Below are 24,141 nucleotides of genomic sequence, written 5' to 3'. Positions count from 1 at the left end.
AAGTTGATCTTAATGGCGTCCCGGAAGGACGTACTTATTATGTGAAAAACCCTTATATATCAAGGATTTTAAGCGAATTTGTGTAAACCGTGTGTAAAATGAAATCAGATTACCATGCTTTCAAATGTCTTAATTGTACTTTGTACATCGCGTTCTCGAAGCTCTTTGACGATGTGTGCATAATACTGCATGGTCGTCTCAATATCACCGTGTCCAAGACGTTCACTTACGTAATAAATTGAAACGCCTTTATATAGCAATATGCTGGCGTGAGTGTGTCTCAAGCCGTGTACTGTTATTGGTTCAATTTTGAGTTTTTTAAGCAATATACCCAATGCTTTGTTAGCTCCATTGTTACTTATCACTTTATATTTTGATTGAGGGCTATAGAAGACCAGTCCATGAATATTTTCCGGTGTACGCTCGAAAAGTTCCTTAAACAAATCCATGGTTTTTTTGTCCATAGTAATCGTTCGATTAGATTGTTCATTTTTTGTAGGTCCGAATCCCTCATGCATCTTATTTGTGTAACCCCAAGTCTTGGTAATTATAATTTCATTCGTTTTAAAAGAAAAAGATGACCTTGTAAGTCCGACCAGTTCCCCAAATCTCATTCCAGAAGTAAGACCCAACAAAATAAGATAATTTATAAGTGAATTAAGATTGCTGCTTAGTTCCTTTAGTACTCGTTTGCTGTCAAAGTAATTCAAATGTTTTTCTTCCGGACGTTTTGCCGGCACAGCCCCAGAAAAGGTTACCCTCCGGGTGAAGTCTGAAAAAATAATCCCTTCATCCATTGCTTCTTTCACACAAGCTCTAATATGAGTGTTTATCTTCCTTGTGGTGTCTTTAGCCCTGCTAGCCCCATATTCGTTCAGAAATGCCTGATAGGAGCGTTTCGTGATGTTCTGAATAGGAATACCGCCAAATTGTTCTTGTATTGTTTTAAGCGTATTTAGATAGCGTTCCATCGTGTTCTTAGCAATGTTAGGCTTGTAGACTTTAAGCCATTCTTCAAAATATTGGTCAAAGGGCTCTAAACGTAAATGGGGAGTAATTCCTTTCCTGATTTTGTCTTCGATCTCGGAAGCTGCTACTTGTGCTTCTTTTTTTGTATTGAAACCACCTTTGCGTATTGGTTTATTTTCGCCGTTAATCATTCGACTTATTGTGTATTGCCAGGTCTTACCTCGCTTCACGAAACTAGCCATAATAATCCTCCTTGTCGCTTAGTAAATAAGAAATTCACGGAGACTATACTGCAGAGTTTCCTCAATGTCACAAACTCGCAGCACAATGCGTTGGACATGAGATAAATCAAGCGTATCCGGCTTTGGATGAATGGCATGCCTAGCCGATTCTCGAACTATTGAGAGGGAGACGCCCAATAAAAGATCATTATCAGCATGTCGTGTGTATGCGTGAGCTGGAACAGAAACGGCTTCGCGTTCAGAATTAATCTCATCAAAGGTCATACGTTCGAATGGAGCATGAATATCTATGTACAAGATTTTTTCCCAATCGTAGTGATGCTTGTCGATGATCATCCATATTGGATTCATTTGCCGATTCTCGCCACTTTCTTCATACACGACCTTAACGTTTAACATTTTACATTCCCTTCTTTCCAGACACTTGTCGATGTAATTGATCTAGAATTTTCATTGTAGTTTCAGAATAACTGTAAATAGCTGGTCTAGGTGTAGTTCTAGCTCTTAGGTTGCGGTCGTAACGCTCTTGTCTGATTCTTCCGTAGATTTGTTCCATTCGACGTATTACGAGCTCAGGAGACAATTTAAACGACTCTGACAGAACTTTAAGGTAATCCGATTGATACTGAATAGGTTTAAATTCTTCAAGCATGAAAGAGGGCATCGCTGCATACAGCTGAAATAGAGTAGCTTGGGCTTCCTGGAGATTTACAAAAGAAGAGGGCAGTTTTCTTTGATTGCCCACGTGTAAAGCTAAATGACCTAGCTCGTGAAAAAAATCTTCTCGTTGGACATGCTCGGTATCTTGAGAATTAAGAAACATGAGACAATCACCGTCATCGTAAATTACTTTTGTATATCCATCGGCGTAAACGATGTCGGCTTCAAACAAGGATGCTATTATATCCAGTCTCATGTCAGACGCGAATAAAATGCCATTCTCTCTGTAAATGTTAGTAATCCATACTTCTAAATCCGTAGGTTTATATAAAGCGAGGTTAAAGTGAAACAAAGTTATCCCCCTTGATGAGAATGTATGTTCGTATTACAGGGTAAAAAATATAGCCCGTGAAGAGGCTATTATTTTCTATTTTCATTTTCACGATCTTTTTTTCTTTTCTCTTTATGCAAGCGAAACATTTCAAGTTGTTGCTTCAAATGCTCAGCTTCTTCCTCGTCCATTTCTTCTGGTGGTCCTCCAAGGTAAGCAATATATACTTCGCTGTCCGTATCTGTTTGTGAATTTATGCTAGGCGATGGATTGTCTGATCGACCAAGCAGGTAATCTGCATTAACTCCAAAAAAATCAGCAAACTTATTAATAATTTCAATGTCGGGTTTTCGTGTTTCGTTTTCATAACCAGATATTGTAGATTCAGCCAAATTGAACTTCTCGCCGAATTTTTTCATAGTTAACTTCTTTTCTTTTCTTAATGCTCTAATTCGCTCGCCGTACATGATATCTCACCACCTTGTATCTATTATACTTCGCACTTTGCAAAACGAAAAGATAATCTCTAATACTTTGCAAAATGCGTTGACACTTTGCGTATTGCGTAGTATATTGGATTCACAAGCAACGCGATATGCAAAGTTGAGGTGATGAGATTGATCAGTACTATCAAGACAGCTAGATTATCAGCAGGTTTCAGTATTGAAGAAGCTGCAAAAAAACTTGAAATACCAGCAGGATATCTATCGCAAATTGAAAATGGATTAAGGCAAGTAAGCACTGAAAGAGCTGACGAGATTTCATTTTTGTATGGTAAGAAGAAAGAAGAAATTTTTTTAGCAACTCGCTACGCAATACGCAAAGTATCAGTCGTTGCATCAGAGAAAGGAGATGTGAAAAATGGAACAACGTCTTAATGTTCAGATCACAATTCCGATCCCTTCGGATTCTGTCCTGATAAGCAAAGTCGAGTTGGACGAGCTTAAGAAAACAGAATTGTCAGGTGTGTATTGGACAATGAAAGATATTGAAGCTCGCATAAATCGTAAAAGCGAATGGATTAAAGAGAATATTCTTTTCCCCTCACAGTTTAGAAAGTTTCTCGATGTAGACCATGGCGGGTTTGTATTTTATCCAAAGGTAAAAGGTCAGACATGGAGCTTCCATGCTTTGAAAATGGCAGAGTTCCTTGATAAAAGATTTAATCAAATATTTAAAAATGTTGCCAGTTAAAAAATTACCCGACATCGGGTGCGCTGATGTCGGGCTAGGTGAGGGGAACGTTGGCAATTAATCAACACTGTGATACATGCAGTTGAACGGTATAGCTGTATTATATGTTGATTTTTCCGCTATGAGATTCCAACTAGGAATATATTCCCAAATGGAATATTTAAAGGAGGAGCAAGCGTAATGACTGCCGGCACTTTGTTGAAACATTGTAGGGAAAAGGCTGGGATCAGCCAAGTCAAGTTAGCGAGGCTGCTAAATAGATCACAATCAAGTATAAGCAAGCTTGAGAAAGATCAAAATCCGGTAGATGTAGTAACCTTTAGGGATTGGACAAAGATTACTAATCAGATGGAAGCAGGAATTGCTTTTTTATACGGAGTGGATCCAGCGTCCATTTTACAAACTGTGTTGCAAATATCGGGAGCAGCTTAATAGGAGGATGGATCGATATGACGCTGGAGGTTATGGCGCGGTTATGGTTCCACAAAAGTCCGCTGCAGCATGAAGTAATCGTCAAGAATTTGATCAAGAAATCTAGAAAACAAAAATGATCACTCCGGATTAGGGCCCGAAGTGATCACGCACTTAAAAATAAAAGTTACCGCCATTATAGCACATAACCGGCGGTCGGCAAAGGATGGTTCATATGAGCATAACGTTCACGGAAATCAAATTGCCAGAAGCTCCGCTGGAGCTCCAAGTAAAGATAAATGAATATGCGATTCATGGATACGAGCTGATCGTTATTCAACAGGCGACCTACTCCACTTCATATTCAAATTTCACTTCTCTTCTGTATAACGGGAATGAAAATGTCATTTTAGAATTCGTAGAAGGACGCTTTGGCTCACGAATCAATGCAAAATCATTCTTTGATTGTGATATCGCTTGGGCTTTGATGTACTCTTCAACACTTCAAAAGAAGATAGCGGGTATCCCTTTGAAAAGGAGTGTAGCCATATGAAGAAGCAAGCCTACGTCACAGCAAACAACGGCTTTGTAAGTATGGAGATGTCCATTTTAAAGGCTTACGTCTTTGCTTTCCGGCCGGAGCAGCTCGGTAACGTAAACGTTCGAGTCAACAAGATATGAATCTTTCACTCCAATTCAACCCAGTTCCTAAGCCAGGCAAACAAGCCCGTAGTAAACCGACACAGCGGCAGCTTGGCGAGATCAGTGAAAAGGTAGACAGCGAACTAAAAGAGCGATCAGGCAGTATCTGTGAGGTTCAAAGACATTGCCGAGGCGATAAGGCGACCGAGCGAGCGCACACCATAGGAAGGCGACTTATCCGACATAAAACAACGGTAATCGATTTGTTCCATGTCTGTAAGAATTGCCATTTATGGCTGGACGAGCAGCCGGAGGGAATTCGCTTCAAACGATTGGTCCGCGAAATAGGTACCACGGCATATATAAGGAGGAAAATGCATGCAGAAGCGCCTTGAAGATATTCTTGGAAGATCCCTCAAGCCAGAAGAGGAACGACTTATTACTTGGCTGGAGGGATGGAATTATGATACACGAGCCACTGCTGAATCCTTGTTTATCGCATGTTACAGAGCTGGGCAAACGGATATTGCGAAAAAGGTAAAGGAGCAAATAGGAGATGCGTAAAGGTTGGCGTAATCGTGATTATTTTCGGATGGGAGTCAGTCGTGACGGCGGAATAACTTGGACGCAGGAAAATGTGAATATAAGAGAACTTAATCCAGAACATGCGACCCTTAAGGTTGGGGATATTTTGTGGTTTCAAGGCAGCCGGTTTGATATTGATGAAAGGAACGGCAAACTGCAGGCAATCTCAAATGTAATGAAAACGATATAGGCGATTGCCTTTATCGTCGGGTGTCTTGAGCGCCAGCTCAGGGCCTCCGACGATGCAGAGCAAGCAGGCATCATTGCTCATTGACAACTGAATAAACCTATTAAACTAGCGAAAGCGAGGTGCACAGTGCAAGTAGATTTGCTAGCCGATCCACTACCGGCTCAGAAGTGGGATAGCCACCGCTGGCAGAAGTTGTTCGCGGTCATTGTCACGAACGTAAAGGACCGCGAGTTGGCTTACATGCTGCTTTGCCGTATGCACAGCATACGCTCCATCGGTACGGTCTTACGCCGCGATATGAACGGTCTAAAGATCGTGCCGCTGCTCGATCCCGAGGGCGGTTGGCCAGACATGGAATTTTGGGAGTCAATCAGAACGCAGTATTTAGTACCCTACTCGCTCGAAATCAAGCACCTTATCGGGCTTGTAGCAGAGCAAACAGAATAGAGGAGGGAAGCGCTTGGAGTCCCAGGTGAATCCTCAGCCCGACGACCAAAATCTTAGAATCGCGCTCTCCATACATAGGGCGATGAACCGAGCTAAAATCACGGCAAGGCAGCGCAGTATTTTGGATTTCATCCTTAGCTTAAGCTGGGGGTGCGGCAAGCCTTCGGCTATCATTCCAAATCTTAAAGATTTTAATTTGTGTGGTGTCGGATCAAATCACATCAAAGGAGAACTGCAGACGTTAGAATCATCCCATGCGATTATATGGGATCGTGAGATTAACGCCTTCCAGTTCAACAAGCATTTTGATCAGTGGTCATTTGATCCAATTAAGGGGTTTGACATCGAAAAATGGAACAAATTGCTGAGCGATAACATCAAAATTCGCTCACCGAATTTGATAAAAACGTTTCCTAAAAAGGGAAACAAACTTCCCAATATGGGAAACAGGCTTCCAGAATCGGGAAATGAAATAGTTCCCGAAATGGGAAATGAACTTCCCAATATAGGAAATCAGTTTCCCGAAACGGGAAATGAATCGCTTGAAAATGATGCAGTCAATCAAAATGTGACTGCGGGCGACTTCCCAAAAAGGGAAGCGGAAACTTCCCGAAATGGGAAATACAAACTTCCCAAAAAGGGAAACCGAATGTTTAGTTTGACCAGCAGTAACAAGGGATTCCGGCTCTCTATAGCTAGTAATATAGCAATTATTATAGCTAAAAAGAAAAAGAAAGATGATGAAGATAAAGCTGCGGTTCCCTTTTCGAAATCTGAATCCTTTTATGCAGCTCACATCCGCTTATTCCAAAAACCACTTACACCATTTCAAGCGCAGAAATTCATAGTGTTCATCGATCAAGACAATATGGAGGAGAAGTTGATTATTCATGCTTTTGAGCGAATGAAGCAGAAAGCGGATAACTACAGCCTTAACTTCGTTACAACAACGCTGGAAAACTATTTCCACTCCGGAGCCTTAACCGTTGAACAAGCGAAATTAGTGGACGAGAGCTTTGATAGTCGGAAACAGGCTTCAAGCAAAGGCGGTAGCTGGTCGAGAAAGCCAAAAATTGATATCGTTCCCGAAAGCAAGGGCAAGTCAGATATTACAGATGTTGAGCTTCGCAAAATACACGACCTCGGACGCAAGATTGAGGGGAAGCAGCCTCTTACTGACGATGAATTCAAAACAATTCTCCGAGAGACGAGAAAGGAGTGATCACGTGGGAAGACCCAAAACAGAACGGAAAATCATCGTCTGTGATGAACTTAACCTCTCATGGCGTAGTGAACAAATAGAGGACCTATTGCGACTACGTGAAGAGAGATATTCCATTCAGCAAATAGCTAAGTATTTCCGCCGTCCGCGTAAAGAGATTGTTGTCGCACTTACTGATATTTTACCCGAAGCCGATCTTGCTGAAATGCTGGGAGATTGGTGGGGCGTGAGGGCTTATAACAAGCCGAAAAAATTCGAATGCATGGATTGATCATGGTAGAAAGGGGAAACCAATGAAATTTGTAATACACCGGAATGTTTTGCTAGCCCCGTTATCTCAAGCTGCGGAAGCCGCAGACGGAAAAAGTCAATTGTCGCTAATTAACGGAGTCTACATCGAAGCTACTGACGGTGGGCTACGACTTGTCGGAACGGATACAAAATTAACGATCGAGAGCGTCGTACCAACCACAGATGTTGAGATTCTGCAACCTGGCCATATTGTGTTAGTAGCGAAATCGGTTGTGGAAATCGTCAAGAAAATGCCAGATGGATTGATGCGAGTCGAGGTGATTGGAACAAAAGTGCGATTCATATCAGGTAAATCCAAGCTTGAAATGTCGGGTACTGACTTAATTGACTGCCCTTACCCAGCAATCCCCGAAGGCAATGCAATTACGCTGGACTGGGAAACGTTCAAAAAGATGCTTACGCAATGCTCTTATGCCATTTCAAAAAGCGAAACGGAGCCTATCTTGATGGGGATCAGAACAGAAACGCGAAACGGCAGGCTGCTGTTAACAGGGTGCGACCGAACGCGTTTGGCAATCGTTTCTGAGCCGGTTGATTTCGAAATACCACAATCGGTAATTATATCCGGTACCCATTTGAGGAAAATAAGGAATCTGTTCAGTAGCGGCAGCGTCAAGCTAACTCTCACTAACAACAAAGCAATCTTCCATACGGACAAGCTCACTGCTTATATTCAGATTCTTGAGGGGACTTACCCTCCTGTCGATCGTATTATCGAACCGAATAACGCAACCAAGATTATGATTCCCACGCAGGCGTTAATTGGTTCCGTTGAGCGAGCCCGGATAACATCGGAATCAGATAAGATATTCGTTCACATCGCGAACCAAGAAATGAATATCTCCAGTCATAACGACTCCGGCGGGGCTGCCGACGAATCAATCCCACTTGAGCAATTCGAAGGGGAAGAAATGCGGATCGCACTTAATTCAGAGCATTTCCTTGAAGCTCTTAAAGCGGTTGAGGACGAGGAAACAACGATTCGTATCATTGGTGTAGAAAAACCTTTAATTATATCCAACGGTGATGAAGACTTCGGGGTCCACGTTATCACTCAGTTATTAAGCAGATAGGAGGGGTACGCATGCAGCAGGAAATGATTTTTGAACAAATTATTCTTGAAATTGTAGATGGCTATCTTGTTGTTCCAGAACCTCAAAAAGACCATGTTGAAGCCGGTGCACAATGACAGCTCCATTACGGAAGGCGAGTTTATTCAGCGGGATCGGTGGGATCGATCTAGCAGCACACTGGGCAGGCATGGAAACAATCGTCTTCTGCGAGAAAGAACCTTTCCCGCAAAAGGTACTCCGCGCGAGGTTCCCAGGCATTCCAATCATTGATGACGTTCATGATTTTACAAAAGAAAGGTTGATGGCAGATGGCGTCATCACAGAAAGACGTTCAATTGACATTATTTCCGCCGGATATCCTTGCCAGCCTTTCTCCCATGCCGGGAAGCGAAAAGGCGAGAACGATGACCGCCACCTCTGGCCGGAGGTTAAGCGAGTACTGGAGGAGGTCCGACCCCGTTGGTTTATTGGTGAAAATGTGTCTGGACACATCAGTATGGGGCTCGACGATGTTCTTGCTGACTTGGAAGGAATCGGTTACACCGCATGGCCGATTGTTTTTCCGGCTTCGGCGGTTGGTTCGCAAAACAACAGAGAAAGAGTATTCATTGTGGGCTACTCCGAGCGCAGCGGACTCGGTAGGGAGTCACGGTGGAGGGCAAGGAAAGAGTTTAAGATCGGACATTTCGAACTGGAAAAAGGGTTTGTGGTCAACCCCTCAAGCTCGGGACTATCGGAGTGCAGACAAACCGAAGTCGCCTCGACTAGCCCGGAAGAAAGAACAAGGCTGGACGTTGAATTTGAACGATCAAGTGAAGTTATGGCCAACCCCAAAATCGTGCGATGCAATTATGGGAATGACGGCTCGGACCAGTGGAAGGCCGATAGAGAAATCGACCCACCTGCAAACACAGGTTCATTTGCAAAGGAAGCTATGGCCGACACCGAGAGCGAACGATGCGGAAAAGCGTGGAGAGATAAACGCGGAAGATTTACGAAACGGCCTTCCTGGAGCAGTGCGGATGTGGGGAACGCCGACAGCATCCTCTTACAAGGGCAGCAGCCCGCACGGATCGATCCGTCACAAAGAGGAAGTACGGAGAGGGAACGTCAAAGGCCAAGTGATGGAAGAAGACAACAAGGGCCAATTGAATCCGGATTGGGTAGAATGCCTAATGAATTTTCCAATTGGCTGGACGGATGTGGATTAAACCCATTAAACGCCTTGATTGAATTTGTAAATCAGTATCCCCAGCCAGCGCCTATGGGAATGGATCAATACGATTGGGAACCCCCGAGAGTCGCAGAGAAAGTGCCTGCTAGGGTTGAAAGGCTAAAAGCGATAGGAAACGCCGTTAATCCTTTGCAGATATATCCGATCCTTTATGCAATAAGAATCATAGATGAATGGCTTGATGCTCATACAACAAAATGAATATTTGAGAAGGAAGGTGAAGCTATGAGCTTGAAGGGTACGAAAATACTCATTCCAGAAATACCGAAGGAATGGGAACAAAGGACGCGTTCGGGGCATACAAACGTTTGGAATGACGAGTTTTATAAAAATGGATTGCCTGAAATAAAACTCGATCCGCCAATTCGAGGATTGTATGCGGAAAGATTTGAGGACGGATGGTATTGGGTTTGTGGATGCCACAAGTGTCTGGAAAACGGCAAGCCCTACTCTTACATTGTTTGCGAAGAACATAACAGATGCAAGACCTGTAATACACACCGATCGGAACTGAAAGAAGCGCCTTGGGGATCTCCAGATGGATTCGAATGCAAACCATGCGCAGATAAAAAGAAGAAAGAGCGAAAACGCAAGGCTTTAAAAGAAGCTCGGGGAAAGGGACATTCAGAGGATGATTGTTGGTATACGGATAAGCTTATTTGTCCGGTATGCGCTTCGGAGTGTTCTAACGACGATATGGATTCTGGAGAACATGATGTGACTTGTGGCATCTGTGGCACTGACTTCACCGTTGAAATCGAGTACGAGGCAAGGTATACATCTAGTTTGAAAAAAGTTAATTCATAGTTCAACGATACAACATATTGAATACAGAAATACATGGGGAGGGGAAATAACATGAAAACAATATCCGTTATTAACTTAAAGGGTGGAGTAGCAAAGACAATCTCTGCTGTAAATATCGCCCATATCTTGGTCGTGGTACACGGGAAGCGAGTGCTGCTGGTAGATAACGACAAGCAAGGTAATGCATCTAAGATGTTTAACCTACATAACTATGATGCACCAAGTATTGCAGAGGTCATGACAGATCGGTACGTAAACCTTGATAGCATCATCGCTCATACTTCATATGCAGGCTTAGATGTTATTCCTGCAAATATGAATCTATTAAATGCTAATTTGCAGGTGTTGCTAGACAGCACACGACCACAGCAAACAAGGCTGCGCACAGCGCTCAATAACATATCAGAGCGATATGATTATTGCATCATAGACAATGCACCAGACATCAACATATCAACCATAAACGCACTAGTAGCGTCACAGGACGTAATCATACCTGTAAAGATAGACAAGTTTGCTTTTGACGGTCTAGCAGAACTTAAAGAACAGATAGATGTTACCCGTGAGGAGTTAAACCCAGACATCATACTAAAAGGGTGCTTTGTCACTTGCTATCAACGTAACGAGGTAAACAAGCAGGGCGAGGAATGGATTCAAAGTCAATCCGACTTTCCAGTGTTTCAAACTCACATTCGTAAAACGGAGAAGGTCGATGAAAGCACATTTGCAACAACACCGATTATCGATTATTCCCGCCGATGTGGTGCCGCAATGGACTATCTCAGCCTTGTGGACGAATATTTGAAAATGTGATCGAATTGGACACAAAAGGAGTGAGCAGGATTGGCAAAGTTCAACCTTAACCAATTGCTGGGTGCAAAGCTGGAAGAAACAGCAGAGCGCGCAGGAATCCAAGAATATAAAATATCGCACTTATCCATACACGACCTTGAACCATCGTTAGACAACTTTTATGCCGTTGAGCAAATCGAGGAGCTTAAAGCTTCCATAGCATCGTTCGGAATAAAGCAAAATCTGATTGTTATACCTACAGGTGGCGGTAAGTATAGGGTAATAGCTGGGCATCGTCGCCGCCTAGCTGCTCTTGCCTTAGTGTTAGATGGCAATCAAGAGTTTGAACGAGTCCCGTGTGTCATTGAAACAGAAGGAGATGAGTTACGGGAGCGGCTACTTCTAATCACAACCAATTCAACAGCTAGGCAGCTGACGGATTGGGAGAAGATCAAACAAGCTCAAGAAATGAAGTCCATTATTGAGCAGATCAAGAAGCGAGACAAGATACCAGGCAGGCTGAGGGATTTAGTAGCAAGCGCGCTAGACACTTCTCCAGCTCAGGTTGGTCGCATGGAAGCAATCACAAAGAACCTTGCTCCTAAGTTCCAAGAAGAACTTAAGGAAGGGCGCATAAACATGTCCGCCGCCTATGAGGTATCGAGCATGCCAGAGCAGCAGCAACAGGCGGTGTATGAGGAGTACGCATCTAAAGGGAGTATCACCATAAAGGCTGCAAAATCAATTAAGCAAGAAGACGCGAAGGCCATTCAGGAGCCGAAGCAGCAGGAGATTGAGCTTAAGCCATGCCCATTCTGCGGTAGTAGGGCTGAGTTGTTTAAGGATAACATTAACTACAAAGCGACTTGCAATATATGTTGTGCAAGCAGTCGCTTTGCTAATGACAAGAAAGAAGTTGCTAGACTATGGAACATTCGTTCAGGACAATGAGTGATGATTGAATATTAAAAATCATGAGAGGTGATCAAGGATGAGCGACATGGTAAACCATCCACAACATTATACTTCCGGTAAGGTTGAGTGTATAGATGCGTTAGAAGCTGCTACAGTTCATCTTACTGGAATCGAAGCTGTATATACCGCAAATGTAATTAAATACTTATGGCGTTGGAAACAGAAAAACGGTGTGGAAGATTTAAAGAAAGCACAATGGTACATTAACCGACTAATCGATAAGCAAGAAACATAAAAAAGCCTCCGGCCAGTGTTGGGGAACGCGCGCCGGAGGTCTTCTAAACATACTCATCTTCTATTATACACAAATAGAGAGGATGAGGGGAATGTTGGCAATGGCATGGGACTGGTATGGTGAGCAAATTGAATTATTTCCAAAAGCAACAAAAACAGAATTAAAGAACGCGAAAGCAGCTTTATCACGCTATCGTCGTATGAAATCAGTAGTCGAGGATTTCGAAGCAAGAGGAATCGATTCGCTTGCTCAAAAACAATTAGGTGTATACAATGCCTATAAAGCAAGCGTCGGTATCATTGATCGAGCTGTCAACCTCATACAGGACGACGATGTAAAGCGCATGATCGACGTCAGGTATATTAAAGGGCAGCCGCATCATGTGACCGTTGCGCGATTCGAGATATGGCACCGTTCAACGGTTGATCGCAAAATCAATAAAGGTATTGAGTCGATAGCAAATACGCTCAAGCTTTGGGAAACGTGAATAATTTGCGCGTAAATCGCGTGAAAACAGCGTCAAAAATAAGAGTGCCTACAGGGTACAGTTAGATTCATAGAGCAGCAATGCTCGGGTGAATCCTACTGTACCCTTATCACTTGTAGGACTCGGTCACGCGGTGGGTTATCCAACCTTAGGCGCTAGTCGCCAGGCGTGTGATGATGAGGCGGGGTTAAATGCCCTTAACAAGGTTGACTTGTCCCTTGTTCAGTTTGCCGGATAATTCCGACGAGCTGACCAATTGATAATTTAAGGAGTCGCTTATGCGGCTCTTTTTGTGTGTATAGGAGGCGAGCCGGTTGAGGTTTACAAGAAGATTACCCACTGTAAACGACAGCAAACAACAACCGGCTAAATGCCGTGGCTGTCCATGGGGCAGACAAGAAGGTTCAAAACAATTTTGCAGCAGAGTGAGGTGTCCCAAAGATGAAAAAATGGTTGACAAAGTTACTCAAGAGATTTGCCCCACAGGCAGCTCCAGCGCCTCGCAATTGCAAGGAACGCCGTCATGGCAGACAATAGTGAACCGCAGTTAAGCTGCATCACATAGATACCTCAATATGTAGTTTGTAACTATTGAGGAAAGGAGCTGCCCTGCACTGTCGGATAGCAACCGAAATCACGATGAGGAGGCACCTTCATCCTGGTAACACACCTTGCAGGGCAAACAAAAAGAGCCGCAGGGATGCTCTCCCATACGACTCTCTGACCGATGCTTTCGGATTTAACCATATCATAGCATATATTGTCCGATTATGGAAGATGGTGTATGATACTATCGAAGAGGTGTTCGAGGGATTATGAAAAATTTATATTCAATTATTATAGTTTTAGTGTTATTACCAATATTAATAAATTACGGTCTATTAAGTTGGCATATGCCTGGTGTTCAAGGTGATGCTAGAGGTTGGTTGGCGTTTTTCGGAAGTTATTTAGGGTTAACGGGTGCTATTACGATTGCAATCTTTAATGCTAAAAAACAAAAAGAAAGAGAGGAAAAAAAGGACCGTGATCAAAACAGGTCATATCTTGTCATGCATGACTTTATTGCACCTTTAAAGCTCAAGGGTATTAAAACACACGATAATAGCAGGGTAATAGAAACACCGGGTTATTTATCCCTTTTACGTAGAACTTCAAAGAGCGACTACGATACTACTCGGACAGCATTTATGAAAATATCTCATCATGGAGCCTCAGATTTAATACTTGATTGCAGAATAGAAGCTAAAGTTCAAATCGCTGGCCAAAAAGATTCTATTAATATTATCGAAATAGATATCGGGGTGTTCGAAAAAGGTATAGAACTTTTTTTTCCACTGGTTCCTTTAAATTTTCCTAAAGATGGAGTCATTCAGATTGATAAAATGGCATTTGAGTACACCACTCTTAAAAACGAAAGAATTAAACACATACATGATTTAAAAAATATGAAGGCAAAGATATCGTTGATAAATTCAGATGGTACCGATGAAGTATTATTTGCTCATGATTTGACTAGTTCGACATGGATATATCCAAACAAAAATATACATACATAATTAGACACCTTCGGGTGTTTTTTTATTTTCTCTGTAATTGAACTAATGAGGTGGTGGTATGAAGTACGTTGAACCGATTAGAGATAAAGAGGTCATTGCTGACATCCGAAAGAAATTAATATTAGAAAACAAAATAAGAGACTTAATCTTCTTTGAGTTAGGCATTAATACTGGCCTTCGTATATCAGATATTCGATTACTTAGAGTAAGGGATTTAAAGCGCGATCTTTTATATCTCACAGAGGTTAAAACCAATAAGCAAAAAACGTTTGAAATGAATCCAAATTTGCGAAGAGAATTATTAGCGCTTGTCCGTGACAAGGATGATGATGAGTTCTTACTGAAAAGTAGGGAAGGCGTGAATAAACCTTTAAGTCGATCAATGACTTATAAGATATTGCGGAAGATTACCAAGGGTTACAAGATAGGACCGGTAGGGAATCATTCACTACGAAAAACGTACGGATATTTTTATTATAAAGAGACGAAGGATATAGCGATGCTTCAGAAGATATTTAACCATTCGTCGCCATCTATTACGCTTAGATACATTGGCATTGCTCAAGATACGATCAACCTAGCGACGAAGCGATTTAGGATCTAGTTATCCATAATGCGGGCATGTGTAACTCATATTATACAAGTGGGTCAATCCTTTGTGAGAGTAAGGAAAAGAAGCGTATCACCAATTATCCTCTCTATAAGATATGGGTAACTCGTGGATAACGTGGAAACCCAGTGGATAACTGCCATTTCAGCCCATTTGCAACGTTCCAATTCAGCCCAAAAAGGTACTTCTGGGCTTTCAAATAGGTGCGGGTGCGCGTGAGCCCGATTTTCATCTAGCGACAGAAAAAATATGGTCGTTGCGTTTCGTGGGTCTGCCATATGCAATGCTATGTATAAATAAACAGGAACCTGAAACCCTTATTTGTCAAGGGTTTTTTGTGTTTTCATGTGATGAGGAAGGGGGCGGACAAAGCGAAATGATAAAAGAAAAAAGCGAAGAAAGCGAAATGCTTTTCACGACAAATCAGATGGCAAAACTTCTTAATTTGAGCAATCGCCGCATTCAGCAGTTGGCAGAGGAAGGCATTCTCGTAAAACTTAATCGCGGTAAATATAAGCTTGTCGTAAGCGTTCAACAATACATTCAAAGTTTGCAGGCTAGAGATGGTGGAACAGATGCCGAAGTGGACTATTTTGGCGAGCGAGCTCTGCATGAAAGAGCGAAAAGACAAATGGCTGAAATGAATCTATCGGTTATGAAAGGAGAGTTGCACCGATCTGAGGATGTATCTCAAGTCATGAACGATATGATTGCTGCGTTCCGCTCCCGGACTTTAGCTATTCCGACTAAATTGGCCGCTCAGTTAGTCGGTAAAAAGATGCCGGTCATCCTGCAAATGCTGGGAGATGCCGTTTATGAAGCGTTAAATGAATTATCGCTTTACGATCCGCAGAAATTCCACGAATTGAATGAGAACTATGTCGAGGAACATGCCGATGGCGAATCGGGATAAATTATATCGCCTCTTTCGAGAATGCGCGAAAGTTGCTGCGCCGCCGCCACAGCTAACCGTATCGGAATGGGCGGACGCTTATCGGAAATTGTCACCTGAAGCTTCGGCAGAGCCTGGTCAATGGCGGACAAGCCGCGCTCCGTTTCAACGTGATCCGATGGATGCACTCAATGACCCGAATGTAGAAACGATAATCTTAATGTGGTCAGCACAGGTGGGTAAAACGGAGATTATTCTGAATACGATTGGCTATTTTATCGACCAGGACCCGGCTCCTATCATGTTAGTACAGCCGACGGAGCTGCTCGCTGAGGCGTTTTCTAAAGATCGGCTAGCCCCAATGTTGCGGGATACGCCGAAATTACGTGACAAAGTGAGAGATGTAAAGTCACGGGATAGCGGGAACACCCTCTTGCACAAGAAGTTCCCTGGCGGACATATTACGTTAGCTGGTTCAAATGCGCCTTCTTCACTTGCAAGTCGCCCGATTCGCGTTGTTTTGCTCGATGAGGTGGACCGATATCCAGCATCAGCAGGTACAGAGGGCGATCCGGTTAACTTGGTTACGAAGCGAACGACAACATTTTGGAATCGAAAGCGAATTTTAGTAAGTACGCCGACAACCAAAGGGATATCACGCATTGAATTTGCTTATGAACAAAGTACCATGGAGCAATATTGTTATCCATGTCCAAGCTGCGAAGAATACCAGCCATTGACATGGCCGCAGCTTCACTTCACCTATGACGAGGAAACGAAGACAGCAAGTGACGTAACACATGCTTGCCGCTCTTGTGGTGAAATGCATGACGAGTATGTGTGGAAGGCTGTTGAGGCGAAGTGGATTGCACGTAAGAAGAATGCTAAGACAAGAGGATTTCATCTAAACGAGCTGTCGAGTACATTTGTTTCTTGGTCTGAGGTCGTCCAAAATTTTATGGAGGCCAAGCGGGGCGGGGTTGAACAATTAAAGACGTGGACGAATACGTCGCTTGCAGAAACGTGGGAAGAACGCGGAACTGGTGTTGAATCAGAAGGACTAATGAAGCGTTGCGAGCCTTATTCTGCTGATGTACCGGATGAAGTTCTGCTGCTCACATGTGGGGTTGACGTTCAGGATAATCGATTGGAGTATGAAATTGTTGGATGGGGCGAGGAAGCGGAGAGCTGGGGTATTAAGTACGGAGTCATCATGGGTAATCCAGGGCAAAAGCACGTTTGGGATATGCTCGATGCTCAAGTCATTAATGCTTCGTTTGCTCGATCGGACGGCGCAGACATGCAGGTGATGTCAACGGCGATCGATACTGGCGGTCACTTCACAAAAGCGGTATATACGTACTGTAAAAAGAGGGAGCTGCGGCGAGTATGGGCGATAAAAGGTAAAGGCGGAAATGGTATCCCTTTAATCATGAAACCTAAACGGAAGAATGACGCAGGCGTTTGGCTTTTTAATATAGGTGTTGACGTTGGTAAAGATACATTAGCATCGCGGCTTGCTTCGGATACCATCGGGGCAGGCTATTGTCATTTCCCGGCTTCTCCTGATTACGATGAGAGTTATTTTAAAGGGCTAACTTCTGAACATAAGGTCATGCGTTATGTCAAAGGAAGACCATCCTTTCATTGGGAATTGAAACGAGCCGGTTCCCGAAACGAGCCGCTTGACTGTCGGAATTATGCCAATGTCGCGCTTGAAATCATTGGTGGGGAGACGGTCCTTGCTGCACTGTTACAGCGAAGGCAGGAAGAGAATGAACCATCGAAGGCAAAAGCTGCGGCTACACCAGCGCGGCGAAAAGGTGTCGTGAATAAAGGAATCGGATAGGAGGGAATACGATTGAGTGAAAGATTGCTAGAGCTGAAACAACGCAGGCTTGCTTATCTGCAATGCGAAACAGCCATTCTGACGGGTGCACAGAGTTATGCCATTGCCGGCCGTAATTTGACGAGAGCAAATTTATCAGAAATTACGAGCATGATTAAACAGCTTGAAAGAGAGATTGCAGTTGAGGAATCCAAGGCTGCCGGACGTGGTCGTAACCGCGTATTTGGTGTTATACCGCGTGATATTTAGCATGCGTTGGATTGGGAAGGAGGGTGAATAATTTGAACATGACCGATCGATTGGTGTCTTTCTTCAACCCCGAAGCGGGTATGCGGCGTGTGGCTGCACGTGAAGTGACGAAGGTGTTAAATGGATACGAGCAAGGCGGAGCCAGTCATCAAAAGAAAAGCATGCGTGGCTGGATTGCGAATGCGTTAAATCCAAAGGATGACATTGATCGCTCACTTGAAACGCTGCGTGGGCGCTCAAGAGATCTTTATATGAACGGAGCAATTGGCGCGGCAGCTCTTAAAACGGCTAGAACGAATGTGATTGGTTCAGGACTTCGGCTTAAATCACGGATTGACGCGGAAGTCTTGGGTATGAGCAATGAGCAAGCCGATGAATGGCGAGGCAAGGTTGAAAAAGAGTTTGCGATTTGGGCGGAGTCAAAGCATTCAGATGCCATTAAAATGAATGACTTCTATGATCAGCAGGGGATTGCTTTCCTTGGCATGCTTATGAATGGCGATTCGTTTGCGTTGTTTCGAAACGAGAAGCGTACGCCCTGGATGCCCTATGGGCTACGCCTTCATCTGATTGAAGCCGACCGGATTAGTACGCCAATGGGTTCAAATGTGATTGGCGATAGGGTAGAAGGAAAGGCAAGCAATGGAAACCGAATCATATCGGGTGTGGAGGTGGATCAGAACGGCGCGCTAGTTGCTTATCATATCGCGAACTCGTACGCTACCGATTACAGCTCGAATCAAATACGTAACTGGACAAGAGTGGAGGCATATGGCTCGCAAACGGGCTGCCCAAACATTCTCCACCTTATGGATACGGAGAGAGCTGAACAGCGCAGAGGCGTTCCGTTTCTTGCGCCGGTAATCGAAACGCTTAAGCAGCTCACCAGATACACAGAGGCAGAGCTGATGGCGAGCGTCATTGCAGGCATGTTTACGGTATTCATTAAATCGAATGGACCATCATCGGATATTCCACTTGGAAACATGATAGGGCCAGAGCAGCAAGTGGCTGCTGGCGATCCAAACGCTTACGAAATGGGCATCGGCGCTATTAATGTACTTGAGCCTGGCGAGGATGTTGAAATTGCGAATCCAGGGCGACCAAATTCGAATTTTGATCCTTTTGTTACGGCCCTATGTCGGCATATTGGGGCAGCGCTTGAAATTCCCTATGAACTGCTTCTTAAATCCTTTCAATCGTCATACTCAGCTTCTCGTGCTGCCTTACTGGAAGCGTGGAAAATGTTTCGTATGCGAAGACAATGGACGGCCAAAGAGTTTTGTCAGCCGGTTTATGAGGAATGGCTAGCAGAGGCAATCGCGCTCGGACGAATTCACGCGCCGGGCTTTTTTAATGACCCTGCCATTCGTAAAGCATGGGTAGCAGCTGAATGGAATGGACCAGCACCCGGTCAGCTTGATCCTGTTAAAGAGGTCGCTGCATCTGAAAAGCGTATTGCGCTTGGTCTTAGTACGCATGAGCGGGAAGCCATTGAAATTAATGGTTCAGATTTTTGGACGAACGTACAGCAGTTGGCCGTTGAGAAACAAGTGCTGGCAAACGCTGGCGTGGTCGTGGGAATTACGCCAGCAACAGACCCAGAGAAGGAGGTGAAACAAGAAGATGAGTAAGTTTTGGCAATTTAACAGCATCAATCCTGCAGCAGGTGAACTGATTTTATACGGGAGTATTAAATCAGAAAAGCCTTGGTGGGTGGAGGGCAATGATGGAATCTATCCTCGCCAATTTGCGGATGATCTTAAAGCACTTGGAGCTATTACAGAACTAACGGTTCGGGTAAACTCCGGAGGCGGTGACGTTTCAGCTGCTATTGCGATTTATACGCAGCTTAAAAGTCATCCGGCTACCGTTACGGCGATTATTGATGGCATGGCAGCAAGCGCCATGACGATTGTTATTATGGCAGCAGATGTCATTAAAGCGGCAGCTGCTGCGCAGGTGATGCTTCACGATCCGCTGCTTATGTTGTATGGCCTTTACAATTCGGGTGATATGGACAAGATGAAGGCGATTCTCGAAACCTCGAAGAACAGCATCATGAACGCCTACATGAACAAAACCGGACGCGATCGAGCCGAGCTTTCAGCCCTGATGTCCGAGGAAAAATGGATGACGGCAGAAGAGGCAAAGAAAGAAGGATTTGTCGACGAGATTATGTTCGAAGAAAAAGTCGAAGCGACCATAACCAATGACAATCGATATATGGTTGTTAATTCTGTCACGCATGATATGTCGCAGTTCACTAGCCGGCCGATCATTTCGAAGCAGGCTGCACTTGCGCCTTCATACCCAATCATTCCACTAGTTCAAAATCATATAAAGGAGCGTGAGAATACCGTGGAAATTAAAAACATGGACGATCTTAAAAAGCATTACCCCGATATTTACAATGAGGTCGTGAATGCAGCAACTACAGCTGAGAGAGCGCGGATGAAAGCTATTGACGAAATAGCAGCAAATATTTCGAGTGATCTCGTAGCATCCGCGAAATACAATTCTCCTATGAATGCAGCTGAGCTTGCGCTAGCCTCGATGAAAGCTGATGCGGGCAAAGGTATCACACATATGGAAAATCGACAGCAAGAGCTTCAACAGAATGCATCCATTCATTCTCAAACACCACCTGGTCAAGAAGAATTGAAAAAACAAGAGGAAGCACAAAATATCGACTTGATCGCTGCGGCAATTAATGCTGGACGCGGAACGGAGGGGAAATAGAATGAGCAATCTAGTGAATAACGATTACGGCTCGACCACAGCTGACAATCTCATTGCAGGCACCACGCATCCTTTAGATACGAGGGGCATTGTTGTGGCATCCGGGCAAGGGGTTTTAAAGCGTGGTACAGTCGTTGGCATCATAACAGCTTCAAAGAAAGCGAAAAAAGCAGACAGCACCAGTGTAGACGGCAGCCAGTCGGCTAACTGCATTTTAACCAATGATATCGATACGACCGCTGGCGATGTTAAGACATCGGCGTATTCATCCGGTCTATTTAATCGAGATGCGCTCGTATTTGGCGGCGCAGATACTGCAGCAAATCATGAAGCAACCTTGCGACTGAACGGGATCTTTCTAAAAGACGTTCAGGCCTATGAATAGGAGGAATATCGAAGATGAATTTGGATTTATATAAAACGATTACTATGCTGCAGGCGGTCCGTAAGACGCTGCCACTTCGTAAATTTTTCTCAAGCACGTTCTTCCCGACACCGAAAACATTCGTGACGGAGGACGTGCTTTTTGATTACAAAAAAGGGAAGCGTCCAATGGCGCCATTTGTCGCGCCACGTGTTGGCGGCATTACCGTGGCCCGTGACGGTTTCAAAACGAAAAAATACACGGCTCCCAAAATTGCACCGCAGCGCGTCCTAACACTTGATGATCTTGTAACGCGTGGAATTGGCGAGAATTTGTACAGCCAGCAGACACCTGCTCAGCGCCAAGCGCAATTGCTCGGTACGGATCTCAGCGAGCTCGATGATATGATCGCACGCCGAATTGAGTGGATGGCGCGGGAGCTGCTGCTAGGTAAACCGATTGTTGTTAAAGGCTTCATCGATAAACTCGATTCGGAATTTGTTGAAGATGAAATTAATTTTGGTTTTACGAATAAAGTCACGCTCACAAGCACGGCTAAGTGGAATGATGCAGGATCTGCTGGGAAGAAGTACGAAAATATGGAACAATGGCGCTTAAATGTTATCAAAACAGCTGGTTCAGCGCCAACAATGGCGATCTTCGGTCAAGGAGCATGGAAGCAATTCCGATCTGATCCTGAAATCGATAACATGTTGAAGCAGCAAAACTCTACATTGGCATTAATGCATCCTAGCGTAATAGATGAAGCTCTAACCTATTGCGGCAAGCTTCCCGGTCTCGGTTTGGAACTCTACACGTATTCTGCCTGGTTTATTGATGATGAAGGTGTTGAACAGCCATACATTCCGGAAGATCATGTCATTCTATGTCGTCCAAACCTTGGGAATTTCTCATACGGAGCTGTTACACAGCTGGAAGCAGATGGACAATTTCACACATATGAAGGCGCAAAAGTTCCTAAGTCCTGGTCAGACCAAAATGCAGATGCGCGTATGATTCGTTTGACGTCTCGACCTATCCCAATCCCTGACGATGTCGACGGTTGGTTCGTCGCTGACGTTTACTAGGAGGCTATGGTTATGAGCGTAATAGTAAGGGCTGGGCAGGTCGACGACGGTGAAAATATCTATAATGCTGGCGATATCATCGAAGGACTGAGCGAAAGAGATGAACAAGAGCTTTTAGCAGCTGGCGTCGTGGATGTTTTCGAACAAGACGATTTCGATGAGCTAAAAGAGAATAAAAAGCCAGTAGATCCTCCTGCAAGTGATAATGAGGAAAAGGATACAGGTGATGATTCTGAACCGGAAGAAGAAGCAGGCAGTGAAGGCCCTAACATTACAATCCCTGGTCTTGATAATGCGCAGAAAAACAAACGGAACAGATAATGATGAGTGCCTTTAAGGATCAAGCTACTCATGATATTTCGATTTTTATCAATACGGATGAATTTGCAGACTTTCACGTGGTGGATGGCAAGGCAATTCGAGCGGTCATATCTGAAGCTACGGACAATGTACACCCTCTGGATTATGCGGAGGGTGTTTCGCTTGTCCGCAAGTTGGCACATTTTGATGCTGCTGAATTTGATATTGCGTTCGGTGGTATCCCTCGCGATAGAGTCCGCCTGACGCTGGACGGTGTCACATATACCGTTGTCAAATCATCGGACGACTGCGGAATCTACGCGGTTACGTTGGAGGCGAATGTCGATTGAGGGTAGAGGGCATGCGCGAAGCTGTGAAGGTCGTCAAGGCACTAAAAGAAAAGATGGATGATGCGGCTTCAAGAGCTTTGAATCGCGTTGGTGAAGGCGTTGTAACAGAAGCTAACCGCAAGGTTCGAGAGACCTATCAGATCAAAGCATCAGAAGTTAAGGGCGCTATGAAACTGGTTTATTCATCTGCTTCTTCCGGCGAGGTCATCATTAAAGCGAGCGGCCCTAACCTACCATTGACGCGGTTTAAGTACAGTCCGAAAAGCTGGAATCCAAGGAAGCCAAAACCCGTCAAGGTTGAGGTTAGAAAAGGGGAGTCCAAGACAATTAGGTCTGCTTATATTCGGGATACAGGCTCAAAAGTCATGGTGATGAAGCGTAAATTTCCGACTGGCCAGAGTGGTGCAAAGCGGAGAAAGAACGCACAAGGAAATTACCCTGAATTGCCAGTAGAAGAATTGCGCAGCCCAGCGGTTGCAATCATGATGAACGCGCCAGAAGTAATCAAACACGTCGAGGATCAGGCCGAAGAACGCATGTACAAGCGGATTGATCATGAAGTCGGTCGTATCCTGAAATGAGGTGACCAGGTTGTCTACCCCGGTTTTGCTCAGTGGAGCTATAAAGCGATTTATCGAGGCTGTTATGACGGATAACGTATCACAGCAGCCGGCAGTCCATGAATTTTATCTGCCCGAGAAAGTATTGGGAAACCAGAACGTTCCTGAGTTTCCGTATATCATTGTACGGCTTCATAAAGGTGAAATACAGGCTGACGGTCATAAGGTGATCGTTAATTTGTATTTCGGAACGAAATCGGAAGACGCAGAAGCACCTAAAGACATATTCAACGTGATGGAACGTGTGAGGATGGCACTTTTGAAAAAGCGAACATTAGAAAATCAATTTCGACTTGAAATTGAGCAGCCAAACGCATACAAATGGGAGTTTTTCGAGGGGCAGTCTAATCCGGAGTATATCGGCCAGGCTATCACGACATGGACGCTCCCAACTATAAGCGAGGAGGTAGAAGGAATATGAGTGAAGCAGATCAAGAATCAGAAAAAAAAGAACGTAAAACAACCGCTAAGGCAAAATCAGTCGAACAACTTATTTATGTGGGTCCTAACCTGCCAGGTGGACGCCTAACACAGTTCACTGTTTTTAAGGGTGGCGTTCCTGCATACTTGAGCGATTTGATTGAGCAGCACTCCGCCATTACGGATCTAATCGTCCCTGTTATATCTATGGTGGAAGCGCAGAATAATTCGCAGCAAGCAGGCACATCAGAATATGAAGCATATCAAACGCTCAATGCGTTGAGAGGATAGGA

The 24,141-nt window shown here is 44.2% G+C and carries 35 protein-coding genes; 31 read left to right on the top strand and 4 right to left on the bottom strand.

From position 1 onward, the window contains the following. Positions 1-104: 104 nt before the first annotated feature. The 4 genes from AC2TDN_RS10265 to AC2TDN_RS10250 form a co-directional block, all read right to left on the bottom strand. Positions 105-1,211, bottom strand: coding sequence for a site-specific integrase (locus AC2TDN_RS10265; protein ID WP_484687891.1), 1,107 nt, complete (start codon positions 1,209-1,211; stop codon positions 105-107). An 18-nt stretch (positions 1,212-1,229) separates the two neighbouring features. Beyond that, entirely contained in the window at positions 1,230-1,610 is a 381-nt protein-coding gene (locus AC2TDN_RS10260) for a hypothetical protein (protein ID WP_484687890.1), read from the bottom strand. Position 1,611: 1 nt separating this feature from the next. Further along, positions 1,612-2,223 carry an ImmA/IrrE family metallo-endopeptidase gene (locus AC2TDN_RS10255; RefSeq protein ID WP_484687889.1) on the bottom strand — a complete coding sequence of 204 codons (612 nt, stop codon included), beginning with the start codon at positions 2,221-2,223 and terminating at the stop codon, positions 1,612-1,614. Positions 2,224-2,291: 68 nt separating this feature from the next. Continuing rightward, positions 2,292-2,669, bottom strand: coding sequence for a helix-turn-helix domain-containing protein (locus AC2TDN_RS10250; protein ID WP_484687888.1), 378 nt, complete (start codon positions 2,667-2,669; stop codon positions 2,292-2,294). Positions 2,670-2,819: 150 nt separating this feature from the next. On the opposite strand from AC2TDN_RS10250, the gene AC2TDN_RS10245 reads away from it, so the two are divergent. From AC2TDN_RS10245 to AC2TDN_RS10095, 31 genes are all read left to right on the top strand, one after another. Beyond that, the gene (locus AC2TDN_RS10245; protein ID WP_484687887.1) at positions 2,820-3,080 is read left to right on the top strand and encodes a helix-turn-helix transcriptional regulator; all 261 of its coding nucleotides are present in this window, start codon (positions 2,820-2,822) and stop codon (positions 3,078-3,080) included. After that, positions 3,064-3,396: a DUF771 domain-containing protein gene (locus AC2TDN_RS10240; protein WP_484687886.1), complete on the top strand. Its 333-nt coding sequence runs from the start codon at positions 3,064-3,066 to the stop codon at positions 3,394-3,396. Before AC2TDN_RS10245 ends, AC2TDN_RS10240 begins: the two co-directional genes overlap by 17 nt. Before the next feature lie 180 nt (positions 3,397-3,576). Next, on the top strand, positions 3,577-3,828 hold the full coding sequence (locus AC2TDN_RS10235; protein WP_484687885.1) for a helix-turn-helix domain-containing protein: 252 nt from the start codon (positions 3,577-3,579) through the stop codon (positions 3,826-3,828). A 214-nt stretch (positions 3,829-4,042) separates the two neighbouring features. Next, positions 4,043-4,360, top strand: coding sequence for a hypothetical protein (locus AC2TDN_RS10230; RefSeq protein WP_484687884.1), 318 nt, complete (start codon positions 4,043-4,045; stop codon positions 4,358-4,360). Continuing rightward, positions 4,357-4,488, top strand: coding sequence for a hypothetical protein (locus AC2TDN_RS10225; RefSeq protein WP_484687883.1), 132 nt, complete (start codon positions 4,357-4,359; stop codon positions 4,486-4,488). The genes AC2TDN_RS10230 and AC2TDN_RS10225 overlap by 4 nt, the downstream gene beginning before the upstream one ends. A 339-nt stretch (positions 4,489-4,827) precedes the next feature. Continuing rightward, positions 4,828-5,013, top strand: a complete 186-nt coding sequence (locus AC2TDN_RS10220) for a hypothetical protein (RefSeq protein ID WP_484687882.1) — start codon at positions 4,828-4,830, stop codon at positions 5,011-5,013. Beyond that, positions 5,006-5,224: a hypothetical protein gene (locus AC2TDN_RS10215; protein ID WP_484687881.1), complete on the top strand. Its 219-nt coding sequence runs from the start codon at positions 5,006-5,008 to the stop codon at positions 5,222-5,224. Before AC2TDN_RS10220 ends, AC2TDN_RS10215 begins: the two co-directional genes overlap by 8 nt. A 126-nt stretch (positions 5,225-5,350) precedes the next feature. Next, positions 5,351-5,671, top strand: a complete 321-nt coding sequence (locus AC2TDN_RS10210; protein ID WP_484687880.1) for a hypothetical protein — start codon at positions 5,351-5,353, stop codon at positions 5,669-5,671. Positions 5,672-5,684: 13 nt separating this feature from the next. Next, positions 5,685-6,893: a replication protein gene (locus AC2TDN_RS10205; protein WP_484687879.1), complete on the top strand. Its 1,209-nt coding sequence runs from the start codon at positions 5,685-5,687 to the stop codon at positions 6,891-6,893. 4 nt (positions 6,894-6,897) lie between these two features. Beyond that, entirely contained in the window at positions 6,898-7,164 is a 267-nt protein-coding gene (locus tag AC2TDN_RS10200) for a hypothetical protein (protein WP_484687878.1), read from the top strand. Positions 7,165-7,186: 22 nt separating this feature from the next. Next, a complete protein-coding gene (gene dnaN / locus AC2TDN_RS10195; protein ID WP_484687877.1) occupies positions 7,187-8,278 on the top strand; it encodes a DNA polymerase III subunit beta in 1,092 nt (363 codons plus the stop codon). A gap of 112 nt (positions 8,279-8,390) precedes the next feature. Further along, a complete protein-coding gene (locus tag AC2TDN_RS10190; RefSeq protein ID WP_484687876.1) occupies positions 8,391-9,713 on the top strand; it encodes a DNA cytosine methyltransferase in 1,323 nt (440 codons plus the stop codon). A gap of 24 nt (positions 9,714-9,737) precedes the next feature. Then, on the top strand, positions 9,738-10,319 hold the full coding sequence (locus tag AC2TDN_RS10185) for a hypothetical protein (RefSeq protein WP_484687875.1): 582 nt from the start codon (positions 9,738-9,740) through the stop codon (positions 10,317-10,319). 51 nt (positions 10,320-10,370) lie between these two features. Further along, entirely contained in the window at positions 10,371-11,132 is a 762-nt protein-coding gene (locus tag AC2TDN_RS10180) for a ParA family protein (protein ID WP_484687874.1), read from the top strand. A gap of 30 nt (positions 11,133-11,162) precedes the next feature. Continuing rightward, complete coding sequence (locus AC2TDN_RS10175) at positions 11,163-12,062, top strand: Lar family restriction alleviation protein (protein WP_484687873.1); 900 nt, start codon at positions 11,163-11,165, stop codon at positions 12,060-12,062. Between the two features lie 40 nt (positions 12,063-12,102). Then, entirely contained in the window at positions 12,103-12,321 is a 219-nt protein-coding gene (locus AC2TDN_RS10170) for a DUF3310 domain-containing protein (RefSeq protein ID WP_484687872.1), read from the top strand. A gap of 91 nt (positions 12,322-12,412) precedes the next feature. Then, the gene (locus AC2TDN_RS10165) at positions 12,413-12,808 is read left to right on the top strand and encodes a hypothetical protein (protein WP_484687871.1); all 396 of its coding nucleotides are present in this window, start codon (positions 12,413-12,415) and stop codon (positions 12,806-12,808) included. Between the two features lie 815 nt (positions 12,809-13,623). After that, entirely contained in the window at positions 13,624-14,364 is a 741-nt protein-coding gene (locus tag AC2TDN_RS10160; RefSeq protein ID WP_484687870.1) for a hypothetical protein, read from the top strand. A 58-nt stretch (positions 14,365-14,422) separates the two neighbouring features. After that, entirely contained in the window at positions 14,423-14,968 is a 546-nt protein-coding gene (locus AC2TDN_RS10155; protein ID WP_484687869.1) for a tyrosine-type recombinase/integrase, read from the top strand. A gap of 382 nt (positions 14,969-15,350) precedes the next feature. Beyond that, the gene (locus AC2TDN_RS10150) at positions 15,351-15,887 is read left to right on the top strand and encodes a hypothetical protein (RefSeq protein ID WP_484687868.1); all 537 of its coding nucleotides are present in this window, start codon (positions 15,351-15,353) and stop codon (positions 15,885-15,887) included. Further along, entirely contained in the window at positions 15,871-17,715 is a 1,845-nt protein-coding gene (locus AC2TDN_RS10145) for a phage terminase large subunit family protein (RefSeq protein WP_484687867.1), read from the top strand. The genes AC2TDN_RS10150 and AC2TDN_RS10145 overlap by 17 nt, the downstream gene beginning before the upstream one ends. Positions 17,716-17,727: 12 nt before the next feature. Further along, complete coding sequence (locus AC2TDN_RS10140; RefSeq protein WP_484687866.1) at positions 17,728-17,964, top strand: DUF6148 family protein; 237 nt, start codon at positions 17,728-17,730, stop codon at positions 17,962-17,964. Positions 17,965-18,002: 38 nt separating this feature from the next. After that, positions 18,003-19,598: a phage portal protein gene (locus tag AC2TDN_RS10135; protein WP_484687910.1), complete on the top strand. Its 1,596-nt coding sequence runs from the start codon at positions 18,003-18,005 to the stop codon at positions 19,596-19,598. Then, complete coding sequence (locus tag AC2TDN_RS10130; protein ID WP_484687865.1) at positions 19,591-20,706, top strand: head maturation protease, ClpP-related; 1,116 nt, start codon at positions 19,591-19,593, stop codon at positions 20,704-20,706. Before AC2TDN_RS10135 ends, AC2TDN_RS10130 begins: the two co-directional genes overlap by 8 nt. A gap of 1 nt (position 20,707) precedes the next feature. Next, a complete protein-coding gene (locus tag AC2TDN_RS10125) occupies positions 20,708-21,091 on the top strand; it encodes a head decoration protein (RefSeq protein ID WP_484687864.1) in 384 nt (127 codons plus the stop codon). Between the two features lie 14 nt (positions 21,092-21,105). Further along, the gene (locus AC2TDN_RS10120) at positions 21,106-22,158 is read left to right on the top strand and encodes a major capsid protein (protein WP_484687863.1); all 1,053 of its coding nucleotides are present in this window, start codon (positions 21,106-21,108) and stop codon (positions 22,156-22,158) included. Between the two features lie 12 nt (positions 22,159-22,170). Continuing rightward, positions 22,171-22,479, top strand: a complete 309-nt coding sequence (locus tag AC2TDN_RS10115) for a hypothetical protein (RefSeq protein WP_484687862.1) — start codon at positions 22,171-22,173, stop codon at positions 22,477-22,479. Next, on the top strand, positions 22,479-22,808 hold the full coding sequence (locus AC2TDN_RS10110; RefSeq protein ID WP_484687861.1) for a hypothetical protein: 330 nt from the start codon (positions 22,479-22,481) through the stop codon (positions 22,806-22,808). Before AC2TDN_RS10115 ends, AC2TDN_RS10110 begins: the two co-directional genes overlap by 1 nt. Beyond that, positions 22,805-23,389, top strand: a complete 585-nt coding sequence (locus AC2TDN_RS10105; protein ID WP_484687860.1) for a phage tail protein — start codon at positions 22,805-22,807, stop codon at positions 23,387-23,389. The genes AC2TDN_RS10110 and AC2TDN_RS10105 overlap by 4 nt, the downstream gene beginning before the upstream one ends. A gap of 10 nt (positions 23,390-23,399) precedes the next feature. Then, on the top strand, positions 23,400-23,849 hold the full coding sequence (locus AC2TDN_RS10100) for a hypothetical protein (RefSeq protein ID WP_484687859.1): 450 nt from the start codon (positions 23,400-23,402) through the stop codon (positions 23,847-23,849). Continuing rightward, positions 23,846-24,139: a hypothetical protein gene (locus tag AC2TDN_RS10095; protein WP_484687858.1), complete on the top strand. Its 294-nt coding sequence runs from the start codon at positions 23,846-23,848 to the stop codon at positions 24,137-24,139. Before AC2TDN_RS10100 ends, AC2TDN_RS10095 begins: the two co-directional genes overlap by 4 nt. The last annotated feature ends 2 nt before the right edge of the window (positions 24,140-24,141 follow it).

The sequence above is a fragment of the Paenibacillus sp. Y660 genome, from assembly GCF_057221575.1.
This window is presented reverse-complemented; position numbering and strand designations above follow the sequence as displayed.